Consider the following 23,667-nt stretch of genomic DNA (forward strand, 5'->3'; position numbering starts at 1 on the left):
TTAGCTGTGTGCTTGCACGTGCTAGCAGTGAAGCCGATACTTGGGAAAGACGATCGACCCTGGAACGGAGCGTGATGAAGCGCGACAAGGACGAGGCTGCCCTCGACGCCGTCGTGGACGGTGAGGCCGAGTCCGACGACTCCGCGGATCAGGTGTCCGACGACGGTGACGGCACGACGACGATGGCGGTCGAGGCCGTGGAGGCCGTCGCGACGGCTGCGCAGGACGCGGTGGCGAATGCGGCGCAGGACATCGGCGCCTTCATCCGGTCCCAGCGGGTGGCCGCCAAGGTGTCGCTCCGGCAGCTCGCCGAACGTGCCGGGGTCAGCAATCCGTACCTCAGTCAGATCGAGCGAGGACTCCGGAAACCCTCTGCGGACGTCCTCGCCCAGATCGCCAAGGGTCTGCGGGTGTCCGCGGAAGTGTTGTACGTGCGCGCAGGAATTCTCGAAGAACGCCCCGCGAGCCCGGTCCGTGATGCTCTCATCGCAGATGACTCGATCAACGAGCGTCAGAAACAGATGTTGCTGGAGATCTACGAGTCCTTTCGCAAGGAGAACGCGATCTCCTCGACTGGTTCCGAGAAAGACGAGTTCCGAGAAAACTGAGGCAGGAGACCTGAATGAGCGAGAACCCGTTGACGACAGCCGTGGGACAGGTGGCCGCCTTGCTGGCCGAGGTCCGGGAGCGCGGGGAGGCGGCGAGCGAACAGGCCCAGTCCAAGCTCGCGGAGACTGTCGAGAACACCCAGTCGAAGCTCGCGGAGACTGTCGAGAACACCCAGTCGAAGTTGGTCGAGACGGTCGGCTCGACGCAGGCGAGGATCTCGGGTTCCCGGGACGACGCGCAGGCGAGGATCGACGAGGCGCTCGCGACCGCGCTGGCGCTCTTCGAGGAGGCCAAGTCGAAGCTGTCGACGCTGCCCGTCGAATTGCCCACCGAGATCGAGGAATTGCGCACCCGGTTCTCGCCGGACGAACTCCGTAAGGTCGCCGAGGCATATCTCGCCGTCGCGGCCGGGCTGCTGACGTCGCTGTCGGAGCGGCGCGACGAGGCCGTCGGAAAGCTGTTGTCGCAGCCGGTCGTCGGGGAGAATCTGCCGAAGCTGGAAAAGGTCTACAGCGACGCCGTCGGTCTCACCGAAGAGGCGCTGGGGACGATTTCCGAGCAGACGCGCGCGGTGGGTGAGCGTGCGCTCCGGCTGGCCGGGCTGGCCGACGGCAGCGCTCCCGACGGGACGGTCCGCGATGCCAGCGCCGACGCACCGGTGCGAGCCGTTGCGTCGCCGGCTCCGGCCCCGGCGACCAAGGCCCCCGCCAAGGCGACCCCGGCCACCAAGGCTCCTGCGGACAAGGCCCCGGCGAACAAGGCTCCCGCGAAGAAGGCGCCTGCGAAGAAGGCCCCGGCCGCGAAGGCCCCCGCCGAGAAGGCACCGACCAAGCAGGCGGCGGCGAAGAAGGCCCCAGCCAAGACGACCCCGGCCAAGACGACCCCGGCCAAGAAGGCCCCTGCGAAGACGGCACCGGCGAAGAAGGCTGCTGCGGTGAAGGGTGCCGCGGAACGGGCTGCGGCCAAGAAGGCCCCGGCCCGTAAGGCCGCCCCCGCCAAGGCGACGAAGGCCACGCCGACCAAGGCGGCCGCCAAGAAGACTCCGGCCGCGAAGAAGGCCGCCGCGGCGAACAAGGCGACCGCAGCCAAGAAGACGACTGCGAAGAAGGCCCCCGCCAAGAAAACGCCCGCCAAGAAGGCCACTCCGCGCGCCGACTGATCGCTGCGCGCACGTTCCGCACGTGCGTGGCGTCGTGGGCTGCTGCGGCAATCGGGGCGCACGGGACTAGAGTGTTCGGCGTGGACGTCTTCAGCGTGTTGGCCTATGGGCAGAGTCTGATCATGTTGGTCCTGACTGTGGTCGCAGGGATCGCGGCGGTCGTCGCGCTGATCCACGCGGCCATTCAGCGGCCCGATGCGTTCCCGGCGGTCGACCGGCAGAGCAAGGTGATCTGGGTGGCGATCCTGGCCGCCGCATCGCTGTTCATCTGGTTCTTCGGTGCGGTGAGCTTCCTGGGCATCATCGGCGTGGTCGCGATGCTCGTGTACCTGGTCGACGTGCGCAAACGTGTGGACGACATCCAGGGCAAATCCTGGTTCAGCAAAAAGGCCTGATGCATCGTGGCGGAGTATCGGATCAACGACCTCGCCGAGGCGTCGGGGGTCAGCGTTCGCAACATCCGGGTCTATCAGGACCGCGGACTGCTTCCGCCACCCACCATCCGCGGCCGTGCGGGCTGGTACTCCGACCAGCACCTGGTGCGGCTGAACCTCATCTCCCGCATGCTCGAACGCGGGTACACCTTCGCGACGATCAGCGAGCTGCTGCATGCCGCCCACCACGGCATGCGCGTCGAACAGATCCTGCGCGGGTCGCCGAAGGGCGGCCGGTTCCGCAACTTCAAGCGTGCCGCGACGATCACCATCGCCGAGCTGAAGAAGACGCTCAATGCCTCGGATCGGTCCATCGCGCTCAGCCAGAAACTGGGTCTGCTGGCCAAGGACGGCACGCATTACGCGATCCGCAACCCCGAGCTGCTCGAGGGGGCCGAGGTCCTGGTGAAGGCCGGTGTCGACCTGGAGTTCCTGCTCGACCGCTGGGTTCGGGTCCAGGACGACCTCGAGGACGTCGCGAAGAGCTTCGTCTCGATCATCACCGACACCTACTTCGACGAGAACCTGCCCGACCTCGGTGAGCAGGGTGTCAGCAAGATGGCGGACCTCATCCAGACCGTTCGGCCGATGGCCCACGAGATCGTCGAGACGACGTTCCGCCGGGCTCTCGACGAGCAGATCTCCCAGGCGATCGGGCGGGCGGCGACCTACTTCGATGCCGCCACCGGAGACGAAGAACCGGGCTCCACGACGCCGGATTCGGCCGGTGACCAGCGGGGCGCCGGCTATGAGACAACGGATATTGGTACATTGAACACTGAGACGGGGCGCTGAACGAGGCGCCCCCGCACGGAGCCCCGATCTGAGGGGTTCCACGTAGCGAGGAGTGCCGGTGAAGCGGAAGTCATTGGTGAGTGTCGGCGGGGTCGCGACCGCCGTGGGTGCGGGCGTGATCGGCCTCGGGGTCGGTACGGTGCTCGCGGGGATCACCCGGGATGCGCTGCGGACCTCGACCGCGGTCGACGACAGCCCTGACGATCTGCTCTGCGAGCCCGAGATCGCCCCGCTGCGGCAGACTGTCCGGACGGCCGACGGCACGGCGCTGAACGTCGAGGTCTACGGTGCCGACGACGACGATCCCGCGGGCGACGTCATCGTGATGGTCCACGGCTGGACCTGCAACACCGCCTACTGGTACCCGCAGATCAACCACCTCATCACGCCCGACGCCGGTGACCGTCGCGTCGTCGTCTACGACCAGCGCGGGCACGGACGCTCTGAACGGGGGCGTGCCCGGCCGACGGTGGCGATGCTCGGACACGATCTCGACGCGGTGCTCGAGGCCGCCGTCCCGAGTGGTCGTCGGGCAATCCTGGTGGGGCACAGCATGGGTGGCATGACCATCATGTCGTGGGCCGCTCAGTTCCCGGAGAAAGTGGGCGCCAAGGTGTCCGCCGCGGTGCTCGTGTCGACGGCGGCCAACGCCGTGATGGAGAACCACGGACTCGTACCCGTTGATCTGCCCGCGTACGCGCGGCCGTTCACCCCGGTCGTCACCAAGGCGATCACCTCGGTACCGGTTCCGATCCCGAAAACCCAGTACGGCGTGAAGTTCTCGCACTACATCGCCCTCGGCCCCAACGCGCGCAAGTCGCATGTCGACTTCGTCGACGAGATGGTCGGTTCATGTCCGCCGCGTGCGCGGGCCGGATGGGGTTCGGCGATGGGCAAACTGGATGTGACCGCAGGACTCGAGGCGCTGACGGTGCCCACGGTGGTGGTCGTCGGCACCGAGGACCGGCTCACCCCGCCACGGCACGCCGAGCAGATGGCAGAGGTGCTGCGCCGCAACGGTTCTCTGCGCGATCTGGTCGTCTACGAGGGTGTCGGGCACATGTCGAGCATCGAAGCGGCGGAACGCTTCAACGAGATGCTCGACGAGCTGGTCGCCGACGTGTCACGGACCGCGCAGCGGGCCAGCTGAATCACGGCGCCCGACCGGTCATCAGAGCGCGCAGTTGACGAAGACCGGCTCGGGTCGCAGTGTGACGCCGAAGGCGTCGAGAACGCCGTCACGGACCTCGCGCGCCAGTGTGAGCAGCTGCTCGGTGGTGGCCGAACCCCGATTGGTCAGCGCCAGAGTGTGTTTCGTCGACAGGCGGACCGGGGCGTCGGCCGATGGGTAGCCGCGACCGAAGCCGGCCCGTTCGATCAGCCAGCCCGCCGACAGTTTGACCGCGGTGGGGGCGTCGGCGTCCGAGGGGTTCGGTTGCGGGCCGGCGGGGTAGGACGGGATCGCCACATCGGCGCCGACCCTCGCCGCGATCCGTTCGAGAACCGCGGGGGCGTCCCCACCGTCGACGATCGGGTTGGTGAAGAACGAACCGGCACTCCAGGTGTCGAAGTCGTCGGCGTCGAGGACCATGCCCTTGCCGCGACGCAGGCCGAGGACCGCCTCGCGGGCGGCGGCGGCGTCGACGCGATCGCCGGGTTCGACGCCGACCGTCGTGGCCAGCTCGCGGTACCGGATCGGCTGGCTCGCGCGATCCTCGTTGAGCCAGAAGGACACCGCGACCACCACGAAGTCGTTGCGGTGCTTGAGGTTACTGGTGCGGTAGCCGAGTCCCAGCTCGGTGGGGGAGACCCAGCGCAGGTTGCCCGACCGGCGGTCGAGGACCTGGACCGACCGCAAGATGTCGGCGACCTCGACCCCGTAGGCCCCGACGTTCTGCACCGGCGTAGCTCCGGCCGCGCCGGGAATCCCCGACAGGCACTCCAGCCCGCCGAAGCCGGCCTCGACGGTCGCGGCGACCAGGTCGTCCCAACCCACGCCGGCGTCGGCGACCACGTGGGAACGGCCTGACTCGCGGCCCGAGCCGAACTCGATGCGGCTGCTCGCCAACACCACGGCGGTGCCGTCGAAGCCGGCATCGCCGATGACGAGGTTGGACCCGCCGCCGATCACCAGCACGGGTTCGGACCGTTCGTCGAGCTCCTGGATGGTCTCGACGATGCTGCGCGTGTCCGGGCAACGCACGATCTCGCGGGCGGGGCCGCCCAGACGCAGGGTGGTCAGCTCGGCGAGGGGTGCGCTCAGCGGCGTCTGCGTGTCGGTCACGCGTTAAACGTTAACCGGCGACCGGTAGCGTTCTCTTCATGGCGAGCAAGCTGCAGCACTCGGTGTCCTATCCGTTCTCCACCGAACGGCTCTGGGCGCTCTACACCACCGAGCAGTACTGGCACGATCTGGTGGAGCGGATGAACTCCGGGCACGGCCACGTCGAGAAGGTGGACATCGCGGGCGACACCGTGACCGTCGAGATGAATCAGGGCATCCCCGCGGAGAAGCTCCCGTCGGCGGTCACCAAGATCATGCCTGGCGATCTGCGGATTCCGCGGAAGAACACATATCGGCTGGTCGGGGGCCGGATCGAGGGCGAGATCCACGCCACGGTCGAGGGTGCCCCGGTGCCGGTGAACGTGAACGGGACCATCACCACCGCCGGTGATCCGGCCGCGAGCGACTGCTCCGCCGAGGTGTCGGTGAACCTGCCGATGTTCGGCGGGAAGATCGAGAAGGCCGTGGTCAGCGAGCTGGCCGGCCTGCTCGATCACGAGCGTGGGCACACCGTCGATTGGGAGTCGGAAAATCCGCTGACGTAGCCTGGTCGTCATGGCACGACGGCTCAGCTACTCCGCTCGCTACACCCACCCCGCGGAGAAGCTCTACCAAGCGCAGAGCATCAAGCAGTACTGGGACGACATGATGGCGGGATTCCAGATGATCTCGCCACACTGCGAGGTCGCCTCCTTCACCTCTGACGAGACCGGGATCAAGGTCGTTCTCAAGCAGACGATCGGTCGCGACCAGCTGCCTCCGCTCGCGCAGACGGTGATGATGAAGGACATGGTCATCACGCGTGAGGAGACCCTCGGTCCGTTCGACCCGGACAACACCAAGGGCACCTACAACGCGTCGATCCCCGCGGGTCCGGGCAGCCTCAACGGCTGGCAGGAACTGTTTCCCACCGACGACGGCTGCACGATCCGCCGGACCAGTGAGGCGAAGGTCTTCGTCCCGTTCGTCAACGGCAAGCTCGAGCAGATGATCCTCATCAACCTGGTCGATCTGTTCCGAGCCGAGGCCGAGTACGCCAAGGACTGGATCGACAAGAACTTGTGAGTCGAAGCCCCGGGCAGCAGTCCGGGCGACGACTGTCGAACAGCCCGATCGGCCGGGTGACGCGCGGGACGACCAACATCAACCGCTTGCGCCGGGTGGATCGATGGATGGCGCATGAACCGGCTGTGATCGCCGCGCTCGACGTCGCGCACCCGCTGGTTGTCGACCTCGGTTACGGCGCACGCCCCGATACCACCGTCGAGATGGCCGGCCGGCTCCGCCGCGTCGCCCCCGACCTGGAGATGGTCGGACTCGAGATCGACCCGGCACGCGTCGTCGACCCGCGCGACGGTGTCCGGTTCGCGGTCGGCGGCTTCGAGATGGCGGGTCTGCGTCCCCGGGTGGTGCGCGCCTTCAACGTCCTACGCCAGTACGACGAGACCGAGGTCGACGCCGCATGGTCGCGGCTGCGTGCGGCCCTGTCGCCGGGCGGGGTGATCGTCGAGGGCACCTGCGACGAGATCGGGCGGCGCTGTACGTGGGTGCTGCTCGACGATGCGGGGCCGGTCAGCCTGACGCTCTGCTGGGCGCCGGAGCATTCCGAACGTCCCTCCGATCTCGCCGAGCGTCTGCCCAAGGCGCTCATCCACCGCAACGTGCCCGGTGAGAAGATCCACGACCTGCTCGTCCTCGCAGACCAGTGCTGGGACATCGCCGCCCCGCTGGCGCCGTACGGGCCGCGTGTCCGCTGGCGTCGTGCACTGGACCTGCTGCGCGAGCGTGGCGTCGACTGCGTCGTCACCCGCCGTCGGACGTCGGACAACGTGCTGACCGTCCCGTGGGAGGCCGTCGCCCCGTCGGAGTAACCGCGGAGGAAGTCGGCGGTATCGCCGGTGTCGGGCACTACTGTGGCGGCTATGCGTGTGGCGATGGCTCAGATCAGCTCGACCGACGATCCGGGCGAGAACCTGGAGACCCTACGTGCGGCGACGCAGGACGCCGCGTCGCGCGGGGCACGCCTGGTCGTGTTCCCGGAGGCGACCATGTGCCGCTTCGGCGTTCCGCTGAAGCCGGTGGCGGAGGATCTCGACGGGCCGTGGGCGAGTGCTGTGTCGGAGGTCGCGGCGTCGGCGGGTGTGACCGTCGTGGCCGGGATGTTCACCCCGTCGGACGACGGGCGCGTATTCAACACGGTGCTCGTCGCTCACCCTGACGGGTCGCGGCAGGGTTACGACAAGCTGCACCTGTACGACGCCTTCGGGTTCCGGGAGTCCAAGACCGTCGCGGCCGGTTCCGAACCGTTGACCTTCGAGGTCGACGGCGTCACCGTGGGGGTGGCCACCTGCTACGACATCAGGTTTCCTGCCCTGTTCACGAATCTGGCACGACGCGGTGCGCAGATCGTCGTCGTGCCGACGTCCTGGGGCGCCGGCCCCGGCAAGATCCATCAGTGGCAGGTGCTGGCGACGGCCAGGGCCCTGGATTCGACGACGTTCGTCGTCGCCGTGGGGCAGGCACTTCCTCCGGACGAGGCGGTCGCCGCCTCGGGTGCGCCCACCGGGATCGGACACAGCCAAATCACAGACCCCTTCGGTACCGTGGTCGCCGCGTACCCGGAGACGGTCGGTGTCGATGTCCACGACCTCGACCTGGACCTGGTCGAGAAGGCTCGTAAACAACTGGCGGTCCTCGCCAACGAGCGAGAGCTGCCTGCCGGCGGTGCGGTGCCCAGCAAGGTCGCACCCACCGGCGAACGGCTTCGAGAGTCCGACGACCGAGGACGGAATCCATGAGCGACAACAAGACTCCCGGTGATGACCCCCGCGACCAGGGCGAGTCGCACGATCCCACCGGAACCGCAGGACCCCCAGAGTCCACCGACAACACCGGAGCCACCGAACCGGCCGGCGACGACTGGCGCCCGGTTGAGGACGCCGACCCCGCCGGGGTGGGTACAGGTGTGCCGGAGACGGGCGTTCCCGAGTCGGGGGAGACCGAACAGTTCCCGACGACCCCGATCGCGCCCGGGGCACAGGCGTATTCGAGCGTGCCGCCCTCGGAGGCCGACACCACTGACCTGAGCGGTGGGCTCGGGCAGCCGGGCACCGCGCAGTTCGCGCCGGGGGAGACGCCCTACGGCGACGACTCGAGCGAACCCCTTCAGACGCCGGGCAGCGGTCCGGTGCTGACGTCGCCGCGAAAGCGACGCAGCACCAAGAAGATCGTGGCGCTCAGCACCATCGCCGTGCTCCTACTGGTGGTCATCGGTGCGGTCGGCAGCGAGCTCTACCTCCGCAACAAGGTGACGAACTGCCTCGAGGAGTCGTTCAGCGGTCTCACCGGCGTACCCACCTCGGTGTCGCTGAGCCGCAAACCGATCATCCTGCAGGGCAGTGGCGACGTCCCGTACGTCCAGGTCGACACCAAGGACGGCTCCGATCCGCAGGGAGTGCGACTCCACATGCGCGCCGACGGCATCTCCGGTGACAGCAGCACCACTGACATCCGCAGCCTCAGGGGCGACGGCTTCATCCCCTTCGAGCGGATCGTCGAACTCAGCAAGGAGGGCGCTCCCACCGGGGCCGGCGGCCAGAGCACCGGCAACGGCGCGAGCCCGGTCGGTTCGGTCGAGGAGATCACCGGCAACGCGGCCGACGGCACCTTCGAGGTCCAGGCCGGTTTCCCGGTCATGTTCTTCTCTGTCCCGGTCTCGGCGACGATCAAGCCCGTTCTCAAGGGCGGCCGGGTCGAGTTCGAGGTCGTCAAGGCCAGCGCGCTGGTGTTCGGCATCCCGCCGGACTTCGCACAGCAGATCGTCGACCAGGTCACCATGTCGGCACTCGGACCGTTCTTCGACGAGGTCCAGGTCGATCAGCTCCGGGTCACCGACACGGGTCTGGAGTTCGCGATCAGCGGCTCGGATGTCCAGCTGACCAACGAGATGACCGGCAACGACCAGCAATCGGGCTGCTCGGTCTGATCGGCGTCCGTTCGACTATCGGCGTTCTCCCGGCGGGGCGATGCGGTGAATCCAGACCGTCGGCCCGCCGGTGAGTGTGAATTCGCCGCGAATCGGTGCGTCCCACCTGCGGACGTAGACCTTCGACATGGTGGCGTCGGCGGTCCCGGCGACCACCGGTAGATCGTCCCGGCGCCCCATCTCGACGACCTCGTCGATGAGGCAGGCCAGGGTGCCGCCGCGTCGGTGATCGGGATGCACGAGCGCGAAGAGGATCTCGACCGCGCGATTGTCGGTCACGGCGTCTTTCTGAGTCCGGCGCAATTCGGTGAATCGCTCGGCGAACCCGTCGAGTGCTCTGACGAAATGACGAATTCGTGCCATGAGTTCGTCGTCGACACCTCCGGCCGGGCGGGTCGGATAGGCGAGAGCGATCAGGGCGATCAGAGTGCCGGTCTCGTCGAATACACCTCGGAGTCCGTGGAAGTTCTCGGCGACGAGGACTTCGCCGTACCACCGATAGGCCTCGGTCGGTGCGTCGTCACCGAGTAACCATTGATACATCGGGGTTTCGCGCAGACCTTTCTCGAGCAGGTCGAGTGCACTTTCCCGATCGGACTCCGTCAGCGGGCGAGAGCCGTTCCGGGATGCCTGGATGCCTTGCGTCACCGCTACATATCAGCACACCGGCGAAACCGGTGCGGTGTTCTTCCGCCGCGTTCGGTCGGTGGGCGAGACGACGATATGTAGACTTCACAACCGCCTGGCGAACCTTTCCGGTATGTGAGGCAGCAATGGATCGGCGACCATATCCGACGCCGATTTCTTCCTGTTCCCGTCGAAGTCCGGAGTTGGTCTCGCCCGATGCCCGTCGCACCGTCGTTGAAAAGGGGTCAGGTGCGAGCGCTCGTCGGTCTCGTCGGCACCGCGCTGAAGGCGTCACCGTGGGTGGTCGCGGGATTCGTCGTCTTCCAACTCGCCAGCGTGTTCACGTCGTTGGCCCAGCCGGCGCTGAACGCTGCGATCATCGACGACGGAACCCTGCGCGGGGACGTGGGGACCATCAAAGTCGTGGGTGTGTTGATGGTCGCGGTGGCCGTGGTCAACCTCGCGGTCTCGCTCGGTGCCACCTACCTTGCCTCCCACCTGTCGGCGAGGTCTGCACGAGATCTGCGCTGCCGGGTCAACCGCCGGATCGGCTCGTTTTCCGACCATCAGGTCGCGCGGTTGGGCTTGTCCAGCCTCTTGACCAGATCCACCGGCGACGTGGGACAGATCCAGGGCTTCCTGTTCATCTTCCTCACGATCGTCGTGACCGCGCCGCTCATGCTCTTCGGTGCGTTGGTGCTCTCCCTGTCGCAGGCGTGGCAGATGGCCCCGGTGATCTTGGTGGCCGGGCTGATCCTCGTCGCGCTGGTCGGGGTGCTTGTGCGCCGCATCGTCCCGTGGGCGGCACGCCTGCAGCGTCGAGTCGACGTCATCAACCGCGTGCTGCGCGAACAGCTGGGCGGGATAGCGGTGATCAGGACGTTCCGGCAGGAGACCCGCGAGCGCGCGCGATTCTCGGTGGAGAACGACGAACTCACTGACGTCGCATTGAGGCTGGGACGAACTCAGGTACTGCTGCTCCCGACCGTCACGGTGGTGTCCAATCTCGCCGGGGTCGCGGTGGCCGCACTGGGCGCGATCTTCGTCGACCGCGGCCAGATGCAGATCGGCCAGATCGCGGCCGCGGTCGGATACCTCAGCCAGATTCTGCTCGCCGTGTCGTTGCTGACCGTGATCGCCGGCGTCATCCCGCGCGCGGTCACCAGCGCGGGCCGCATCGTCGAGGTCCTCGACACCGAGGTCCTCGAACCAGGTGAGGCCGAGGCCGGGGTGGTGTCGACTGCACCTGCGGTGGTCTTCGACTCCGTCTCCGTCGGCTTTCCCGGCGCTGATGCCCCCGCTGTCGACGCCGTCTCGCTGACGTGTGCCCCCGGAACGGTCACCGGGTTCCTCGGCGGAACCGGCAGCGGGAAATCGACGTTGCTGTCCTTGCCGCTGCGGTTCGCCGACCCCGACTCGGGCGTCGTCCGGTGGGATGGCGCGGACGTGACCGGGCTGTCACCGGCGTGGGTACGCGCGCGGACCGCGTTCGTCGGGCAGGGTGCTGCCCTGGTAACCGGAACGATCGCCGACAACCTGCGGATCGGTCGACCCGACGCCACCGACGGTCAACTGTGGGAAGCGCTGGAGGTGGCCGTGGCACGGGAATTCGTCGAGGCGCGGCCCGACGGCCTCGGGGCGCGCGTCGCGCAAGAGGGACGGAACTTCTCCGGGGGCCAACGACAGCGTCTGGCACTGGCGCGCGCAATCCTCCGACGCCCCGCCCTGTACGTGCTCGACGATCCCTTCAGCGCTCTCGACGTCGACACCGAGCAGCAGGTCATCGCTAACCTGCGGCGCGCACACCCGGAGGCGACGGTGCTGATCGCGGCCCAGCGGGTCTCGGCGGTCCGGCACGCCGACACCATCGGCGTGCTCGAGGACGGCCGTCTCGTTGCCGTCGGCACCGACGAGACCCTCCGTGTCGAGAGCGAGATCTACCGCGAGATCGCCTACGCACAGGCGGTGACCAATGTCTGACGTCCGGCGAGACGGCTCGCTTCGGTGGCTGCTGCGTCAGCTCCACCTGGGTCGGGGACGCGCCGTGACGATCTCGCTGTGCGCGATCGTGGCGTCCCTGGGCGCGGTCGTCGGACCGATCCTGTTCGGTGTGGTCACGAACGTGATCGTCGACGGGACCACCGGCGCCGACGGCATGGACTGGCGACGACTCTGGACGGTGCTCGGCGTGCAGGCGGCCATCTATGTGGTCGTCGCCGGCCTCACGTTCGCGCAAGGTCAGATGCTGACCATCGCGGTGCAGCGATCCGTGGCCGGACTGCGTGCACGCATCGAGGACAAGATCCATCGGCTCCCGCTGCGCTACTTCGAATCGAACAACCGCGGTGTGCTCGTCAGCAAGCTCACCGCGCACACCGACAACGCCGCCACGGTGATCGCTCCCGTGCTGGTCACCGTCCCGACCAATGTGCTGACCCTTCTCGTGGTCACCGTCGTGCTGTTCGTCGTCTCGCCGCTGCTGGCGGTCATCGCGCTCGTCGCGGCGCCGGTGTCGGCCGCGGTGTCGATCGTCATCGCGCGTCGGGCACGACCATTCCTGGAGACCAGGTGGACCACCACGGCGGCGCTCACCGGCCACATCGAGGAGGAGTTGAGCACGCGGCGCATGCTGCAGGCGTACAACGCTGAACCTTTGGCCCGCCGCCGCTTCGATGCCCTCAATGAGAAGCTGTTCGGGTCGACACGCTCTGCTCAGTGGGCCGCCGGCACCCTCGGACCGACCCTGACCGCGATCAACGCCGTGGTGTTCCTGATCCTGGCGGTCCTCGGCGGGATCATGGTCGTCGACGGCACCCTGAGTCTCGGCGCCGCGCAGGTGGCGGTGATTTTCGCGCAGCAGTTGTCGTCGGCCGTGCGTGAACTGACCGGATTCGTCACCAAGGTGCAGTCGGGCACGGTCTCGGCGGAGAAGGTGCGCGAGGTGCTCGACGAGCCGGAGGACGGTGCGTCGGAGACCGGCGACGTGGAACCGGACCGGGCCGGGCGTCACCGTCGACCGCCGGAGATCGTCTTCGACGACGTCTCCTTCGCCTACGACGAAAGCACGCCGGTGCTCGGCTCGGTGAGTTTTCGGATGGAACCGGGGACGACGACGGCGATCGTCGGCTCGACCGGGGCGGGCAAGACGACCATCACCAGCCTGCTGCAGGGCTTCTACCGTCCGACCGGCGGTTCGATCACCATCGACGGTGACGACACGCTCGACCTCGGACCGCACCGGGTGCGCGAGGGCATGGCGGTCGTGACCCAGGAGCCGTGGCTGTTCACCGGGACCGTGCGCGAGAACATCGCCTACGGGATGTCCGACGACGACGCGGTGGACCGTGCGGTCCACGACGGTCACCTCTACCAGATCGTCGCGACGCTGCCACAGGGCCTCAACACCGTCATCGGGCAGGGATCGGAGAACCTCAGCGCTGGCGAGAAGCAGCTCGTCACCGTCGCCCGGGCCATCGCGGCCTCGCCCCGCATCCTCATCCTCGATGAGGCGACCAGCGCCGCAGATCCCCGCACCGAGTTGCTCGTGCAGCGGGCGCTGCAACGTCTGCGTGCCGATACGACGACCCTGCTGATCACCCACCGGATGGCGACGGCCGCGCTCGCGGACCAGATCGTCGTCCTCGAGGAGGGGACGATCGTCGAATCGGGAACGCACCATGACCTGATCGGTGCGGGCGGGGTCTATGCGCGGCGCTGCGGCGTCGATTCGGCATCGCGTGCCTGAACAATCACCACAGGTCAGGGACCTTTTGCGTGCGTAATGATCGCTTTTCTGAAACGAATTGCCGAATTCGTCTCGTTTGAACAAACGCTTGACCTACTCGTCGGAATGGGTGGAATCGGAACTTACCGAGCGGAAAGTTACGGTAACGGAGGTTGGGGCACATTTTGGTCGATACGCCACCGAAACGTTGCATCGACGTTGCTAATGCTGATTCTGTTCCGGGATTTAATGGACGATCGTCCCACTAGATTCCATTGTTCGTATTAACGCAGGCGTTTGAGCTGGACTTTTGTGACATCGGCTGATGGCAGAAAGGAATATTCGTGACAAGTCCTCGGAAATAATGGAGACATTGTCGAGACGGATATGTAATCTCTGTCGCGAGTCGCCGCACTGGTGGGAGCAGGCGCTCGAATCGACACTTTCCCCCATGAACGAAGGAGTTCCCCCATGAGCTTTGGAATTGGCGATGCAATCGAAGGTGCCGTCACCGACGCGATCACCGAGGCGATCCTCGGCGTGTTCACCGGCTCGATCGAGGGTTCCTCCGAGTCGTAGTTCGACGGTCTTCTCGAATCGCCTCACGGCCCCGGCTGTGAGGCGATTCGCGTTGACGGGGCGGTGGCGCCGGCAGGATCGGCGCCGTTCGGGAGTCCGGGCAGGTGAATGATCCGCCGTGCGGGTCCGCCCGTTGGCTCGACACGATACGGTCCATCTGACAGAACCACGCCCGCCCGGGGCCAAGCGGGACTCGACGAGGAGGAATGTATGAACCAGCGTCTGCGCAGGTGCGGCGCCGCGATCGCGGTCGCTCTGGGCATCGGGCTCACGATGTCGGCCACCGGTACGACAGGCGTTGCAGCGGCGGCACCGAGTCTCGTGAGTGCGGGTTCGCCCACCGAGCGGGTCACCGACATCGTCGTGCACTCGGATGCGATGAAAAGAGACATCCCGCTGACGGTGATCAAGCCGGCCGACGAGTCCAAGCCGCGCGGTGTCCTCTATCTCCTCAACGGTGCGGGTGGCGGTGAGGACGGCGCGAACTGGCTCGCTAAGACCGACATCGTCGAGTTCACCAAGAACAAGAACCTCTACGTGGTCATCCCGAACCAGGGCCGGTTCAGCTACTACACCGACTGGGAGAAGCCCGATCCCGAGCTCGGTCTCTTCAAGTGGTCGACCTTCCTCGGCAAGGAATTGCCGCCGGTCTTCGACGCCAACTTCAACACCTCCGGGCGCAACGCGATCGGTGGTATCTCCTCGTCGGGAACCTCGGTGCTCAACCTCGCGATCGAACATCCCGGCCTGTACAAGGCCGTCGGTGCCTACAGCGGGTGCCCGACGACCGCCGACCCGTTCGGGCAGAACAACATCCGGCTGGTGGTCGAGGCGCGCGGCGGCGGCGACGCCAGGAACATGTGGGGGCCGTACAACGGGCCCGGATGGCGCAAGCACGATCCGGTGATCAACGCCCACAAGCTCCGTGGCACCAAGCTGTACATCTCCAACGCAACCGGTCTGCCCGGGGAGTACGACAACCCCGCGTACGTCAAGAAGGTCGACAAGCTCGCCGATCAGATCGTGGTCGGCGGCATCATCGAGGGCAGCACCATGACCTGCACCCTCCAGCTGGTGAACCGGCTGCGGCAGTTGAACATCCCGGCGACGGTCGATCTGCCGGCCACCGGCACCCATTCCTGGGGTTACTGGGAAGACCAGCTGCACCGCTCGTGGTCGTTCTACGAGCGCGCGCTGAACTAGTTGAAGATCACGGTCTTCCGGCCGTGCACGAGGACGCGGTCCTCGAGGTGCCAGCGCAGTCCGCGCGACAGGACCAGCGTCTCGATGTCGCGCCCCTGACGCACCATGTCGGTCACCGAGTCGCTGTGATCGACCCGGATCACGTCCTGTTCGATGATCGGTCCGGCGTCGAGATCGGCGGTGACGTAGTGGCACGTCGCGCCGATCAGCTTGACGCCCCGGGCGAAGGCCTGGTGGTACGGGCGGGCACCGATGAAGCTCGGCAGGAAGCTGTGGTGGATGTTGATCGCGCGGCCGGCCCAGGCTTCGCACAGTTTCGGCGGCAGGATCTGCATGAACCGTGCGAGGACCACGGCATCGGGCTGGTAGCCGTCGACGATCCGGGCGAGTTCGGCGAAGGCCTCGGCCTTGCGCTCACCGAACGGGATGTGGTGGAACGGGATCTCGAAACGTGTTGCCAGCTCTTCGAGTTGGGGGTGGTTGCCGACGACGGCCCGGATCGTCGCCGGTAGCTCGCCACGGTGCGCACGACCCAGAAGGTCGATGAGGCAGTGGGTTTCCTTGCTCACCAGCAGCACCACGGACTTGGTGTCACGGGTGTCGGTGAGGCGCCACTCGGTCTCGGGGCCGAGTTCGTCGGCGACCTCGGCGGCGAACCGCGCGCGGAGTTCGTCGGCGGTGAACGAGACCTCGTCGGCGCGGATGGCCTGCCGGGTGAAGAACCAGCCGGTGTCGTCGTCGGAGTGGTACGCGGCCTCGGTGATCCAGCCCCCGACATCGGTCAGGAAGGTCGAGATGCGGGCGACGATGCCCGTGCGGTCGGGGCAGCCGAGCGTCAGCACGTAACGATGCCCGGTCTGGTCGGTGGGGGTCAGCTGTCCGCTTGTCACGACCCTCAGTGTGCCAAGCTCGTCGATGTGACGAACACGGACCTGCGGCGTAGCGACGTCGCCGCCATCATCGACCACACACTGCTCAAGCCCGAGGCCACCCGCGCCGACGCGGAGGCCGCGGTCGCCGAGGCCGCCCGGCTCGGCGTTTTCGCGGTGTGCCTGTCGCCGTCGATGCTCCCGATCGACACCGGTGAGCAGCGGACCTGCGTGGTCGCCGGCTTCCCATCGGGTAAGCACCACTCCCTGGTCAAGGCCGCCGAAGCCCGGCTTGCGGTGGACTCCGGGGCGAATGAGGTCGACATGGTGATCGACGTCGGCGCCGCGGTCGACGGTCGGTTCGACGAGGTGTTCGCCGACGTCCTGACCGTGCGTGAGGCCGTCGGGGATTCGACGCTGCTCAAGGTGATCATCGAGTCCGCGGCGCTCGTACAGCTCGCCGGTCCCGACACGGTCACCGAGGTGTGCCGCCGTGCCGAGCAGGCCGGCGCGGGAATGGTGAAGACCTCCACCGGTTTCCATCCCGCCGGCGGCGCGAGTGTCGAGGCGGTGCGGCTGATGCGCGCCGCCGTCGGCGCCCGCGTCGGGGTCAAGGCGAGCGGTGGTATCCGGACGGCCGAGTTCGCCGCCGAGCTCATCGCGGCCGGCGCGACCCGTCTGGGGCTGTCGTCGTCGGCGGCCGTGCTGGACGGTTTCCCCGAGTAGGTCAGCCGACCGGTGCCGGTTTCTGTTCGAGATCGGCCATCACCAGGCTTGCGTTCGCCGCGGCGCCGGCGGAGACGCCCTCGCCCATCGCGACCGTCACCATCGCGTGGATGGTGGTGGTGTTACCCACCGCCCACACACCCGGAACCTCGGTCTCACCCATGGGCCCCGTCTCCACGAGCCCGCCCGCGGGCCCGTCGGTGAGGGTCCCGCCGAGACGCTCGAACAGCTCGCCGCGCACCACGAACCGGGGAGACACCACGACCGCATCGACATCGAGCACGGTGCCCTCCGACAGCAGCACGCCGCCGAGGCGTTCGGGGTCTGCATCCTCGCGGACCAGAACCCGTTCGACGGTGTGGTCGATGATGTCGATGTCGGACGCGACCAGCTGCGACCGATCGTCCTCCGACAGTGCGTCGGGAGCATGGGCGATGACCGTGACCTGATCGCTGAGCTGCCCGAACATGAGGGCCTGATGGGCCGACATGGGCGCGGTGGCGATCACGGCGATGCGCTTGCCGCGAACCTCGTAGCCGTGGCAGTACGGGCAGTGGAGGACATCGCGCCCCCAGAGCTCGGCTACCCCGTCGATGGCGGGCAGCTCGTCGACGAGGCCGGTCGCGAGGATCACGCGGCGCGCGGTCACCGTGTCTCCCGAGTCGACGTCCAGGGTGAACCGGTCGCCGTCGGGGTCGCGCCGCGCGTCGACGACGGTGCCCGAGCGGATTTCGGCGCCGTATCCGATGGCTTCGGCACGCCCGCGAGCCAGCAATTCGAGTGGTGAGATCCCGTCCTGACCGAGAACGTTGTGGGCGCCCCCGGCCGGGGCGTTGCGGGGCACTCCGGCGTCGATGACGACGACCTTGCGCAGTGAACGTGCCAGGATCGTGGCAGCGCTGAGGCCGCCGGCGCCACCCCCGACGATCGCGACGTCGTATTCGGTGGCCGCGGAGTCATTTCGATCGGTGCGGGGGTCTGTCATGACAGCTCACTCTCGAGGGGTCGGGTGTCGGACGGGGCGTCCATGAGGCCGGCGGAGCGCGGCCGGGTGATCCAGAGGTGACGGCCGGCCGTGAAGGTCAGGTCGGTACGTCGGTGGACTGAGCGGGGACTGCGCTCATCGATCAGTTCGTCGAGGACGGAGAGGTCGGCGGGGTCGAGAACGTCTGCCAGACGGTGCCGGAACTGACCGAACCAGTGCCGGGCATAGCGCGCGACCGCCTGACTCGGGCCGCCGGGCCCGACGCGGATGGTCCGACGTTCGAGTACGTCGTGACCGGCTCGGTTGAGCGCGTCGGTCCAGTCTACGAGCGCTTCCCATCCGGCGGTGGCCGCCGCGGCGTGGCAGCGGTCCTCGACCCCGCGCAATTCCGAGTTCTCGGACGTGAAGCGCGGGAGGCCGTCCAACTCGATGATCGCCACGACGCCGCCCGGGGCCAGCACGGAGGCCGCCGCGCGCAACAGTGCCGTGGGGTCGGCGAGGTGATGCAGCGACATCGAGGCCCAGAGAACGTCCGGGGAGTGCAACGGTGGCAGGCCGTCGTCGAGGTCGGCGACCACCGTGGCCACCCGTGCGGCGAAACCGCCCGCGGCCGCCCGTCGCTCGACGAGCGCGGCCATCTCGGCGGAACTGTCCACCGCGACGAGTTGCGCGTCGGCGAAGTTGCGTGCGAGCGCCTCGGTACCGGTGCCGGTTCCCGCGCCGAGATCGACGATCCGCTGCGGTGCTCGTCCGATGCTGCGGGTGATGGCCGCGGCGGCGTCGTCGACGTAATCGCCGAGGAGTTCGGCGTCCAGGTCGAGCACCGAAGCAAGGTGGACGTGGTCGTGGTGGTGCTCATTGTGATCGTACGAACGGGTCATGAGATCGACGGTAGCGTGCTGATGCTCAATCGGCATACCATCTTGCCTATGACGCAAGAACTCGATGCGGTGGTTCGGCAACGCATTCGTGGACTCCGACTGGCCAAGGGCTGGACCCTCGATGCGCTGGCCGCGCGGTGCTACCTGTCCCCGTCGACGCTGAGCCGTATCGAGACCGGGCACCGCCGGGTCGCGCTGGACCAGTTGGTCCCCATCGCGCGGGCGTTGGGAACGACGTTGGATCAGCTCGTCGAAGCCGCCGACGACACCGACGTCGTGATCCGTCCCCAGGCCCACACCGCCGAGGGGATGACGATGTGGCTGCTCTCCCGGGAGAACAGCCCGCAGGGGGTGACGGTCGCGAAGATGCGCTTCGAACGCGAACAGCCGCTCGGCGACCTGCGGGTTCACCCTGGGCGCGAGTGGTTCACGGTGCTCGCCGGCACGGTGCGGCTGCTCCTCGGCGACCGCGCGATCCTCGTCCCGGAGGGGGATGCTGCGGAGTTCTCGACCATGATCCCGCATGCGATCTGCGCTCACGACGGTCCGGCCGAGGTGCTGTCGATCATGGACCACGCGGGCGAGCGCGCCCACATGCCGTCCGCGGCGACCGTGGGCGACGATCCGCAACCCTGAGCCGTCAGCTCCGTGAACGATCACCGCAGATCGGTAGGCTTGTGCGGGTGATGACTTCTCAGGCCCCGGTGAACCGACGTGCTGTGCTCGCCGCGGCCGGGGTCGGCGTACTCGGGGTCGCGATCGCGGCGTGTACGGGTTCCGATGCCGGCCCGGGCGGCGGCGGCAAACCAGACGAACCGAAAGTCCGACTGACCTTCACCCCTCCGCTCGACGGTGAGGCGCCCAGCCCGATCGCCGAGATCTCGGTGCAGGCCGAGGACGGCACGCTCAACCCCGACGTGAAGCTGACGAACCCCCGCGGGCGGGTGGTCAACGGGCGGCTGTCGGAGGACCGGACGAGCTACACCATCGCCGAGCCGCTGGGGTACGGCACCGAATACACCTGGAGCGGAACGGCTCTCGGGACCGACGGCAAGACCGTGCCGGTCACCGGCAGCTTCACCACCCTCGAGCCGTCGAGCCAGTTGAACGTCGTGGTCAACATCGGCGACGGCCAGGAGGTCGGCATCGCCGCGCCGATCATCCTGAAGTTCAACGGGACCGTCGAGGACAAGGAGGCAGTGGAGCGGGCGCTCACCGTCACGACCACGCCGCAGACCGAGGGATCGTGGGCGTGGCTCGGCGAGGACAACGGCTCACGCGTCCACTGGCGTCCCCGCGAGTACTGGGCTCCCGGCACCAAGGTGCACATGGACGCCAAGCTGTACGGCCTCGACCACGGTGGCGGCGCCTATGGGGCCGCGGACGTGACGAGCGACTTCTCGATCGGCCGCGCGCAAGTCGTGAAGGCCGTGGAGTCCTCGCACCGCATCGTCGTGGTGCGCGACGGCGCCGAACTGATGTCGTTGCCCTGCAGCTACGGCGGCGGCGACCTCGACCGCAACGTCACCCGTTCCGGTATCCACGTGGTCACCGAGAAGTACGAAGAGTTCTTCATGAGCAACCCGGCCGCCGGTTACTTCAACCTCCGGGAACGCTGGGCCGTGCGCATCTCCAACAACGGCGAGTTCATCCACGCCAACCCGGAGACGGTCAACGTGCAGGGTGCCGCGAACGTCACCAATGGCTGCATCAATCTGTCCGAGGCAGACGCCGAACGCTACTTCCGCGTGGCCGTCTACGGCGACCCGGTCGAGGTCTCGGGTACGCGAATCCCGTTGTCGGAGGCCGACGGTGACATCTACGACTGGATCTTCGACTGGGAGACCTGGCAGGGCATGTCGGCGATCAAAGGCGAGGTGACGGAGTCGTCGGTGCCGGCGACTCCGAGCGGCGCGCCGACCTCCAACGTTCCCGCACCCCGCTAGCCGGTCTTGATGTTCCGTCGTGCCGACGCCTGATCGCGCGGCTTGAGCACGAGCTGGTCGAGGTTCACGTGCGGCGGGCGGGACGCGACGAAGCCGATGACCTCGGCGACGTCGTCGGCGGTCAGCGGGGTGAGGCCCTCGTAGACGGCGTCGGCGCGTTCCTGGTCGCCCTCGAAACGCACGAGCGAGAAGTCGGTCTCGACCATTCCCGGGCAGATCTCGGTGAGTCGCACCGGCTCTCCGAGCAGTTCGTAGCGCAGGGTGCGGTGGGTGATCGCCTGCGCATGCTTGGCCGAGGTGTAGCCGGCGCCGTTGTCGTAGGCCTCGAGTGCGGCGACGGAGGTGATGGCGACGATCAGTCCGTCCCCGGATGCGATCAGTGCGGGGATGAGGGCCTTGGTGATCCGCAGGCTCCCCATGACGTTGGTCTCCCACATCCAGCGCCAGTCGTCGAAGTTCGCGTTGGACACCGGGTCGAGGCCCTTGGCGCCGCCGGCGTTGTTCACGAGCACGTTCACGCGGTCGAGGCCCTCGACGAACGCGGCGACCGAGTCCTCGTCGGTGACGTCGAGCTGCTTTCCGGTTCCGCCGATCTCGGCGGCGAGCTCCTCGACGCGATCGACGCGTCGTGCGCCGAGCACCACGTGGTAACCCTGCTTCGCGAGTTGACGAGCAGTGGCGGCACCGATCCCGGAACTCGCGCCGGTGACGACGGCGATCGGTCGCTGGTCGGTGGTCTGGGCGGTGGCGGTGTCAGGGCTCATGGGCCCACCTTACGACGCCTACCGCACCCCGCCCATGAGGCTGCCGTGCGCCTCGGCGTGCACTCGCGCACTGCTACATTCGTCCCATGCGTGGGGGAGTGATCCCGGCGGCGCTGCAACTGACGTCCACTCCGGCGGCCGCGGTGTTGCACGCGATCCGGGTCGGTGGACCGGTGACCAGGGATCAGCTCGCCTCGACGACCGGGTTGTCCGCCGCGACGATCAACCGGCAGGTCCATGCGCTCGCCGCCCACGGTCTCGTCGCCGAACGGCCCGATCTCGCGGGACCGAAAACCATTGGCCGGCCCAAGAACCCGCTGACCATCGACCGGGATTCGCTGTGCGTCGCCGGACTGCACATCGGTGCGCGGCGCTCGGTCCTGGTCATCGCGGATCTCGGTGGACGCACGTTGCACAGCCACGCCGTGCTCACCCCATCGGGTGACCAGAAGGAGGCGATCGAGCAACTGTGCACGCAACTCGCCGAGCTCGCCGGCCGGTTCAGCGGACGCCGCCTGCTGTGGGGTGGGGTGGCGCTCGGCGGTGCGGTCGACGCGGAGACGGGTGTGGTGGATCACCGAGTTCTCGGATGGCATCAACTCCCGGTGGGCGAAACCCTTGCGGACCGACTCGGCACCCCGGTGTCGGTGTGTGAACACGTCGAGGCGATGGCCGCAGCAGAACTGTTGCTGGGCGGACCGCGGGACGCGACCGGCACCGGACTGTTCTTCTACGCCCGCGAAACCGCAGGCATGGCAATGACTCTCGAGGGCCGGGTGCACGTCCCCGAGCGAGGGGCCGGGACAATCGCGCATCTGCCCGTCTCCGCGCCGGTGCTCGCCCCGGGACACACCCGCGTCCGGTTGCAGAACGTCATCGGCGACGACGCCGCACTGGCGGCCGCTCATCGCCTCGGCATCGATCCGGACGCGTCGCGCATCGTCGACGAACGCGCGCGGGTGCTCGGGGAGGCGGTCGCGATGATCCGCGACGTGATCAACCCGGACACGATCGTCGTCGCCGGCGACGCGTTCGCGGCGCATCCGCACGGGCTCGCACCGGTGCAGGCAGCGTTCGACGAGGCCTCGACGCTCGACCGGCCGCTGGAGATCGCGCCGTCGAGATTCGGTGTGCACGTACAGGAGAGCGCCGCGGTCGTGGTTGCGCTGAGTGTCATCTACGCCGATCCGATCGCCGCCGTCGCCACCCTCTGACGGGCAGACCGTCTCCGAGCAGTAACCGCCCTGTGTGCCGTGCTGGGCTTCATCACCTACGGTGGGGGCATGACCCTGCCCCGCGATGTTTCCGCACGCCTCGAGGTGAGCATCGACGACCCGACCGAACTCGAGATGCAGATCACGGTGGCGAAGCTGCCCGGCCTGCAACTGGCCGAGGAACTCAAGATCGAGCTGGACGGCAGCCCGGTCGACGTCGAGGAGCTCGTCGCCGACCACGGGTCGCGCATCCACCGGATGCAGCTCGGCCGTGGACTGCTGACCATCGACTACACCGCCGAGGTCCTGACGGCTGCGAACCCGATCCCGGTGGAGAGCACCGACCGGTCGCGATACCTGCGGCCCAGCCGATATGCCGAGTGCGACAAGTTCTTCGGCTTCGTGGCCGGTCAGTTCGACCTGTCGTTGCCGGAGGGGGAACTCCTCAATCAGGTGGCGACGTTCGTCGAGCAGCGGCTCAACTACATCCCGGGTGCCAGCGATCCCATCGACGGAGCAGCCGACACCCTGCTCGCCGGGGCGGGCGTGTGCCGCGACTACGCACACCTCGTCGTGGCGCTGTTGCGTGCGCTGAACATCCCGGCGCGGCTCGTCGCCGTCTATGCACCCGGATGTTCACCGATGGATTTCCACGCTGTTGCCGAGGCGATCATCGACGGCGAATGGGTGGTCGTCGACAGTACGCGCCTGGCCCCGCGGCAGTCATTGGTACGTATCGCCACCGGGCGCGACGCCGCGGACACCGCATTCCTCGACAATCACCGCGGCACGATCACGCTCAACAAATACGAGGTGACCGCGACCGTTCGCGGTGAACTGCCCTACGACGACGCGACCGCCCGGGTCATGATCGGCTGAGCCG

General features: G+C 67.7%; 24 protein-coding genes. 18 read left to right on the forward strand and 6 right to left on the reverse strand.

Annotated features, from left to right (window positions below; genetic code table 11):
* The first annotated feature begins 74 nt into the window (after positions 1-74).
* From M1L58_RS04740 to M1L58_RS04760, 5 genes are all read left to right on the forward strand, one after another.
* Entirely contained in the window at positions 75-608 is a 534-nt protein-coding gene (locus tag M1L58_RS04740) for a helix-turn-helix domain-containing protein (RefSeq protein WP_282578323.1), read from the forward strand.
* Positions 609-622: 14 nt separating this feature from the next.
* Positions 623-1,768: a heparin-binding hemagglutinin gene (locus M1L58_RS04745; RefSeq protein ID WP_248658007.1), complete on the forward strand. Its 1,146-nt coding sequence runs from the start codon at positions 623-625 to the stop codon at positions 1,766-1,768.
* Positions 1,769-1,839: 71 nt separating this feature from the next.
* Positions 1,840-2,163 carry a DUF2516 family protein gene (locus tag M1L58_RS04750; protein WP_005200278.1) on the forward strand — a complete coding sequence of 108 codons (324 nt, stop codon included), beginning with the start codon at positions 1,840-1,842 and terminating at the stop codon, positions 2,161-2,163.
* 6 nt (positions 2,164-2,169) lie between these two features.
* The gene (locus M1L58_RS04755) at positions 2,170-2,997 is read left to right on the forward strand and encodes a MerR family transcriptional regulator (protein WP_248658008.1); all 828 of its coding nucleotides are present in this window, start codon (positions 2,170-2,172) and stop codon (positions 2,995-2,997) included.
* Between the two features lie 58 nt (positions 2,998-3,055).
* Positions 3,056-4,147 carry an alpha/beta fold hydrolase gene (locus tag M1L58_RS04760; RefSeq protein ID WP_248658009.1) on the forward strand — a complete coding sequence of 364 codons (1,092 nt, stop codon included), beginning with the start codon at positions 3,056-3,058 and terminating at the stop codon, positions 4,145-4,147.
* Between the two features lie 21 nt (positions 4,148-4,168).
* Here the strand turns inward: M1L58_RS04760 and M1L58_RS04765 are convergent, their stop codons facing one another.
* The gene (locus M1L58_RS04765; RefSeq protein ID WP_248658010.1) at positions 4,169-5,281 is read right to left on the reverse strand and encodes a UDP-N-acetylmuramate dehydrogenase; all 1,113 of its coding nucleotides are present in this window, start codon (positions 5,279-5,281) and stop codon (positions 4,169-4,171) included.
* A gap of 38 nt (positions 5,282-5,319) precedes the next feature.
* On the opposite strand from M1L58_RS04765, the gene M1L58_RS04770 reads away from it, so the two are divergent.
* From M1L58_RS04770 to M1L58_RS04790, 5 genes are all read left to right on the forward strand, one after another.
* Positions 5,320-5,826 (forward strand): DUF2505 domain-containing protein, encoded by a 507-nt coding sequence (locus M1L58_RS04770; protein WP_006867248.1) that lies wholly within the window; start codon positions 5,320-5,322, stop codon positions 5,824-5,826.
* A 10-nt stretch (positions 5,827-5,836) separates the two neighbouring features.
* On the forward strand, positions 5,837-6,346 hold the full coding sequence (locus M1L58_RS04775; RefSeq protein WP_006867247.1) for a DUF2505 domain-containing protein: 510 nt from the start codon (positions 5,837-5,839) through the stop codon (positions 6,344-6,346).
* A 107-nt stretch (positions 6,347-6,453) separates the two neighbouring features.
* Positions 6,454-7,152, forward strand: coding sequence for a class I SAM-dependent methyltransferase (locus tag M1L58_RS04780; protein ID WP_248658011.1), 699 nt, complete (start codon positions 6,454-6,456; stop codon positions 7,150-7,152).
* 51 nt (positions 7,153-7,203) lie between these two features.
* A complete protein-coding gene (locus M1L58_RS04785) occupies positions 7,204-8,079 on the forward strand; it encodes a carbon-nitrogen hydrolase family protein (protein WP_248658012.1) in 876 nt (291 codons plus the stop codon).
* Positions 8,076-9,266: a hypothetical protein gene (locus M1L58_RS04790; protein WP_248658013.1), complete on the forward strand. Its 1,191-nt coding sequence runs from the start codon at positions 8,076-8,078 to the stop codon at positions 9,264-9,266. The genes M1L58_RS04785 and M1L58_RS04790 overlap by 4 nt, the downstream gene beginning before the upstream one ends.
* Before the next feature lie 15 nt (positions 9,267-9,281).
* Here M1L58_RS04790 and M1L58_RS04795 read toward each other — a convergent pair whose 3' ends face one another.
* Entirely contained in the window at positions 9,282-9,914 is a 633-nt protein-coding gene (locus M1L58_RS04795; protein WP_248658014.1) for a hypothetical protein, read from the reverse strand.
* A gap of 195 nt (positions 9,915-10,109) precedes the next feature.
* Between M1L58_RS04795 and M1L58_RS04800 the strand changes: the two genes are divergently transcribed.
* The 3 genes from M1L58_RS04800 (at position 10,110) to M1L58_RS04810 (ending at position 15,399) form a co-directional block, all read left to right on the forward strand.
* The gene (locus M1L58_RS04800) at positions 10,110-11,873 is read left to right on the forward strand and encodes an ABC transporter ATP-binding protein (protein WP_248658015.1); all 1,764 of its coding nucleotides are present in this window, start codon (positions 10,110-10,112) and stop codon (positions 11,871-11,873) included.
* Positions 11,866-13,638, forward strand: a complete 1,773-nt coding sequence (locus M1L58_RS04805; protein ID WP_248658016.1) for an ABC transporter ATP-binding protein — start codon at positions 11,866-11,868, stop codon at positions 13,636-13,638. The genes M1L58_RS04800 and M1L58_RS04805 overlap by 8 nt, the downstream gene beginning before the upstream one ends.
* A gap of 768 nt (positions 13,639-14,406) precedes the next feature.
* Positions 14,407-15,399, forward strand: a complete 993-nt coding sequence (locus tag M1L58_RS04810; RefSeq protein WP_006867240.1) for an alpha/beta hydrolase — start codon at positions 14,407-14,409, stop codon at positions 15,397-15,399.
* Here M1L58_RS04810 and purU read toward each other — a convergent pair.
* A complete protein-coding gene (gene purU, locus M1L58_RS04815) occupies positions 15,396-16,289 on the reverse strand; it encodes a formyltetrahydrofolate deformylase (RefSeq protein WP_248658017.1) in 894 nt (297 codons plus the stop codon). The genes M1L58_RS04810 and purU overlap by 4 nt on opposite strands.
* Before the next feature lie 27 nt (positions 16,290-16,316).
* Here purU and deoC point away from each other — a divergent pair, with 27 nt between their 5' ends.
* Entirely contained in the window at positions 16,317-16,994 is a 678-nt protein-coding gene (gene deoC, locus M1L58_RS04820; RefSeq protein ID WP_248658018.1) for a deoxyribose-phosphate aldolase, read from the forward strand.
* Position 16,995: 1 nt separating this feature from the next.
* Here deoC and M1L58_RS04825 read toward each other — a convergent pair whose 3' ends face one another.
* Together M1L58_RS04825 and M1L58_RS04830 are read right to left on the reverse strand one after the other, a co-directional pair.
* Positions 16,996-17,979, reverse strand: a complete 984-nt coding sequence (locus tag M1L58_RS04825; RefSeq protein ID WP_248658019.1) for an NAD(P)/FAD-dependent oxidoreductase — start codon at positions 17,977-17,979, stop codon at positions 16,996-16,998.
* Positions 17,976-18,860, reverse strand: coding sequence for a class I SAM-dependent methyltransferase (locus M1L58_RS04830; RefSeq protein WP_248658020.1), 885 nt, complete (start codon positions 18,858-18,860; stop codon positions 17,976-17,978). Before M1L58_RS04830 ends, M1L58_RS04825 begins: the two co-directional genes overlap by 4 nt.
* Before the next feature lie 48 nt (positions 18,861-18,908).
* On the opposite strand from M1L58_RS04830, the gene M1L58_RS04835 reads away from it, so the two are divergent.
* Positions 18,909-19,496 (forward strand): helix-turn-helix domain-containing protein, encoded by a 588-nt coding sequence (locus M1L58_RS04835; RefSeq protein WP_154884542.1) that lies wholly within the window; start codon positions 18,909-18,911, stop codon positions 19,494-19,496.
* Between the two features lie 50 nt (positions 19,497-19,546).
* A complete protein-coding gene (locus tag M1L58_RS04840) occupies positions 19,547-20,806 on the forward strand; it encodes a L,D-transpeptidase (RefSeq protein WP_248658059.1) in 1,260 nt (419 codons plus the stop codon).
* Here M1L58_RS04840 and M1L58_RS04845 read toward each other — a convergent pair.
* Positions 20,803-21,570: an SDR family NAD(P)-dependent oxidoreductase gene (locus tag M1L58_RS04845; protein WP_248658021.1), complete on the reverse strand. Its 768-nt coding sequence runs from the start codon at positions 21,568-21,570 to the stop codon at positions 20,803-20,805. The genes M1L58_RS04840 and M1L58_RS04845 overlap by 4 nt on opposite strands.
* Positions 21,571-21,656: 86 nt before the next feature.
* Between M1L58_RS04845 and M1L58_RS04850 the strand changes: the two genes are divergently transcribed.
* Entirely contained in the window at positions 21,657-22,784 is a 1,128-nt protein-coding gene (locus M1L58_RS04850) for an ROK family transcriptional regulator (RefSeq protein WP_248658022.1), read from the forward strand.
* Between the two features lie 69 nt (positions 22,785-22,853).
* A complete protein-coding gene (locus M1L58_RS04855) occupies positions 22,854-23,663 on the forward strand; it encodes a transglutaminase-like domain-containing protein (protein ID WP_040536437.1) in 810 nt (269 codons plus the stop codon).
* Positions 23,664-23,667: the final 4 nt, after the last annotated feature.

The sequence above is a fragment of the Gordonia sp. C13 genome (genome assembly GCF_023218005.1).
GTDB lineage: Bacteria > Actinomycetota > Actinomycetes > Mycobacteriales > Mycobacteriaceae > Gordonia > Gordonia namibiensis.

Bases quoted from the DNA above. Each gene is read 5' to 3' on its own strand.
- M1L58_RS04740 (WP_282578323.1), top strand. From the start codon at position 75: ATGAAGCGCGACAAGGACGAGGCTGCCCTCGACGCCGTCGTGGACGGT.
- M1L58_RS04745 (WP_248658007.1), top strand. From the start codon at position 623: ATGAGCGAGAACCCGTTGACGACAGCCGTGGGACAGGTGGCCGCCTTG.
- M1L58_RS04770 (WP_006867248.1), top strand. From the start codon at position 5,320: ATGGCGAGCAAGCTGCAGCACTCGGTGTCCTATCCGTTCTCCACCGAA.
- M1L58_RS04775 (WP_006867247.1), top strand. From the start codon at position 5,837: ATGGCACGACGGCTCAGCTACTCCGCTCGCTACACCCACCCCGCGGAG.
- M1L58_RS04780 (WP_248658011.1), top strand. From the start codon at position 6,454: ATGGCGCATGAACCGGCTGTGATCGCCGCGCTCGACGTCGCGCACCCG.
- M1L58_RS04785 (WP_248658012.1), top strand. From the start codon at position 7,204: ATGCGTGTGGCGATGGCTCAGATCAGCTCGACCGACGATCCGGGCGAG.
- M1L58_RS04790 (WP_248658013.1), top strand. From the start codon at position 8,076: ATGAGCGACAACAAGACTCCCGGTGATGACCCCCGCGACCAGGGCGAG.
- M1L58_RS04800 (WP_248658015.1), top strand. From the start codon at position 10,110: ATGCCCGTCGCACCGTCGTTGAAAAGGGGTCAGGTGCGAGCGCTCGTC.
- M1L58_RS04805 (WP_248658016.1), top strand. From the start codon at position 11,866: ATGTCTGACGTCCGGCGAGACGGCTCGCTTCGGTGGCTGCTGCGTCAG.
- M1L58_RS04810 (WP_006867240.1), top strand. From the start codon at position 14,407: ATGAACCAGCGTCTGCGCAGGTGCGGCGCCGCGATCGCGGTCGCTCTG.
- M1L58_RS04825 (WP_248658019.1), bottom strand. From the start codon at position 17,979: ATGACAGACCCCCGCACCGATCGAAATGACTCCGCGGCCACCGAATAC.
- M1L58_RS04830 (WP_248658020.1), bottom strand. From the start codon at position 18,860: ATGACCCGTTCGTACGATCACAATGAGCACCACCACGACCACGTCCAC.
- M1L58_RS04835 (WP_154884542.1), top strand. From the start codon at position 18,909: ATGACGCAAGAACTCGATGCGGTGGTTCGGCAACGCATTCGTGGACTC.
- M1L58_RS04840 (WP_248658059.1), top strand. From the start codon at position 19,547: ATGACTTCTCAGGCCCCGGTGAACCGACGTGCTGTGCTCGCCGCGGCC.
- M1L58_RS04845 (WP_248658021.1), bottom strand. From the start codon at position 21,570: ATGAGCCCTGACACCGCCACCGCCCAGACCACCGACCAGCGACCGATC.
- M1L58_RS04850 (WP_248658022.1), top strand. From the start codon at position 21,657: ATGCGTGGGGGAGTGATCCCGGCGGCGCTGCAACTGACGTCCACTCCG.
- M1L58_RS04855 (WP_040536437.1), top strand. From the start codon at position 22,854: ATGACCCTGCCCCGCGATGTTTCCGCACGCCTCGAGGTGAGCATCGAC.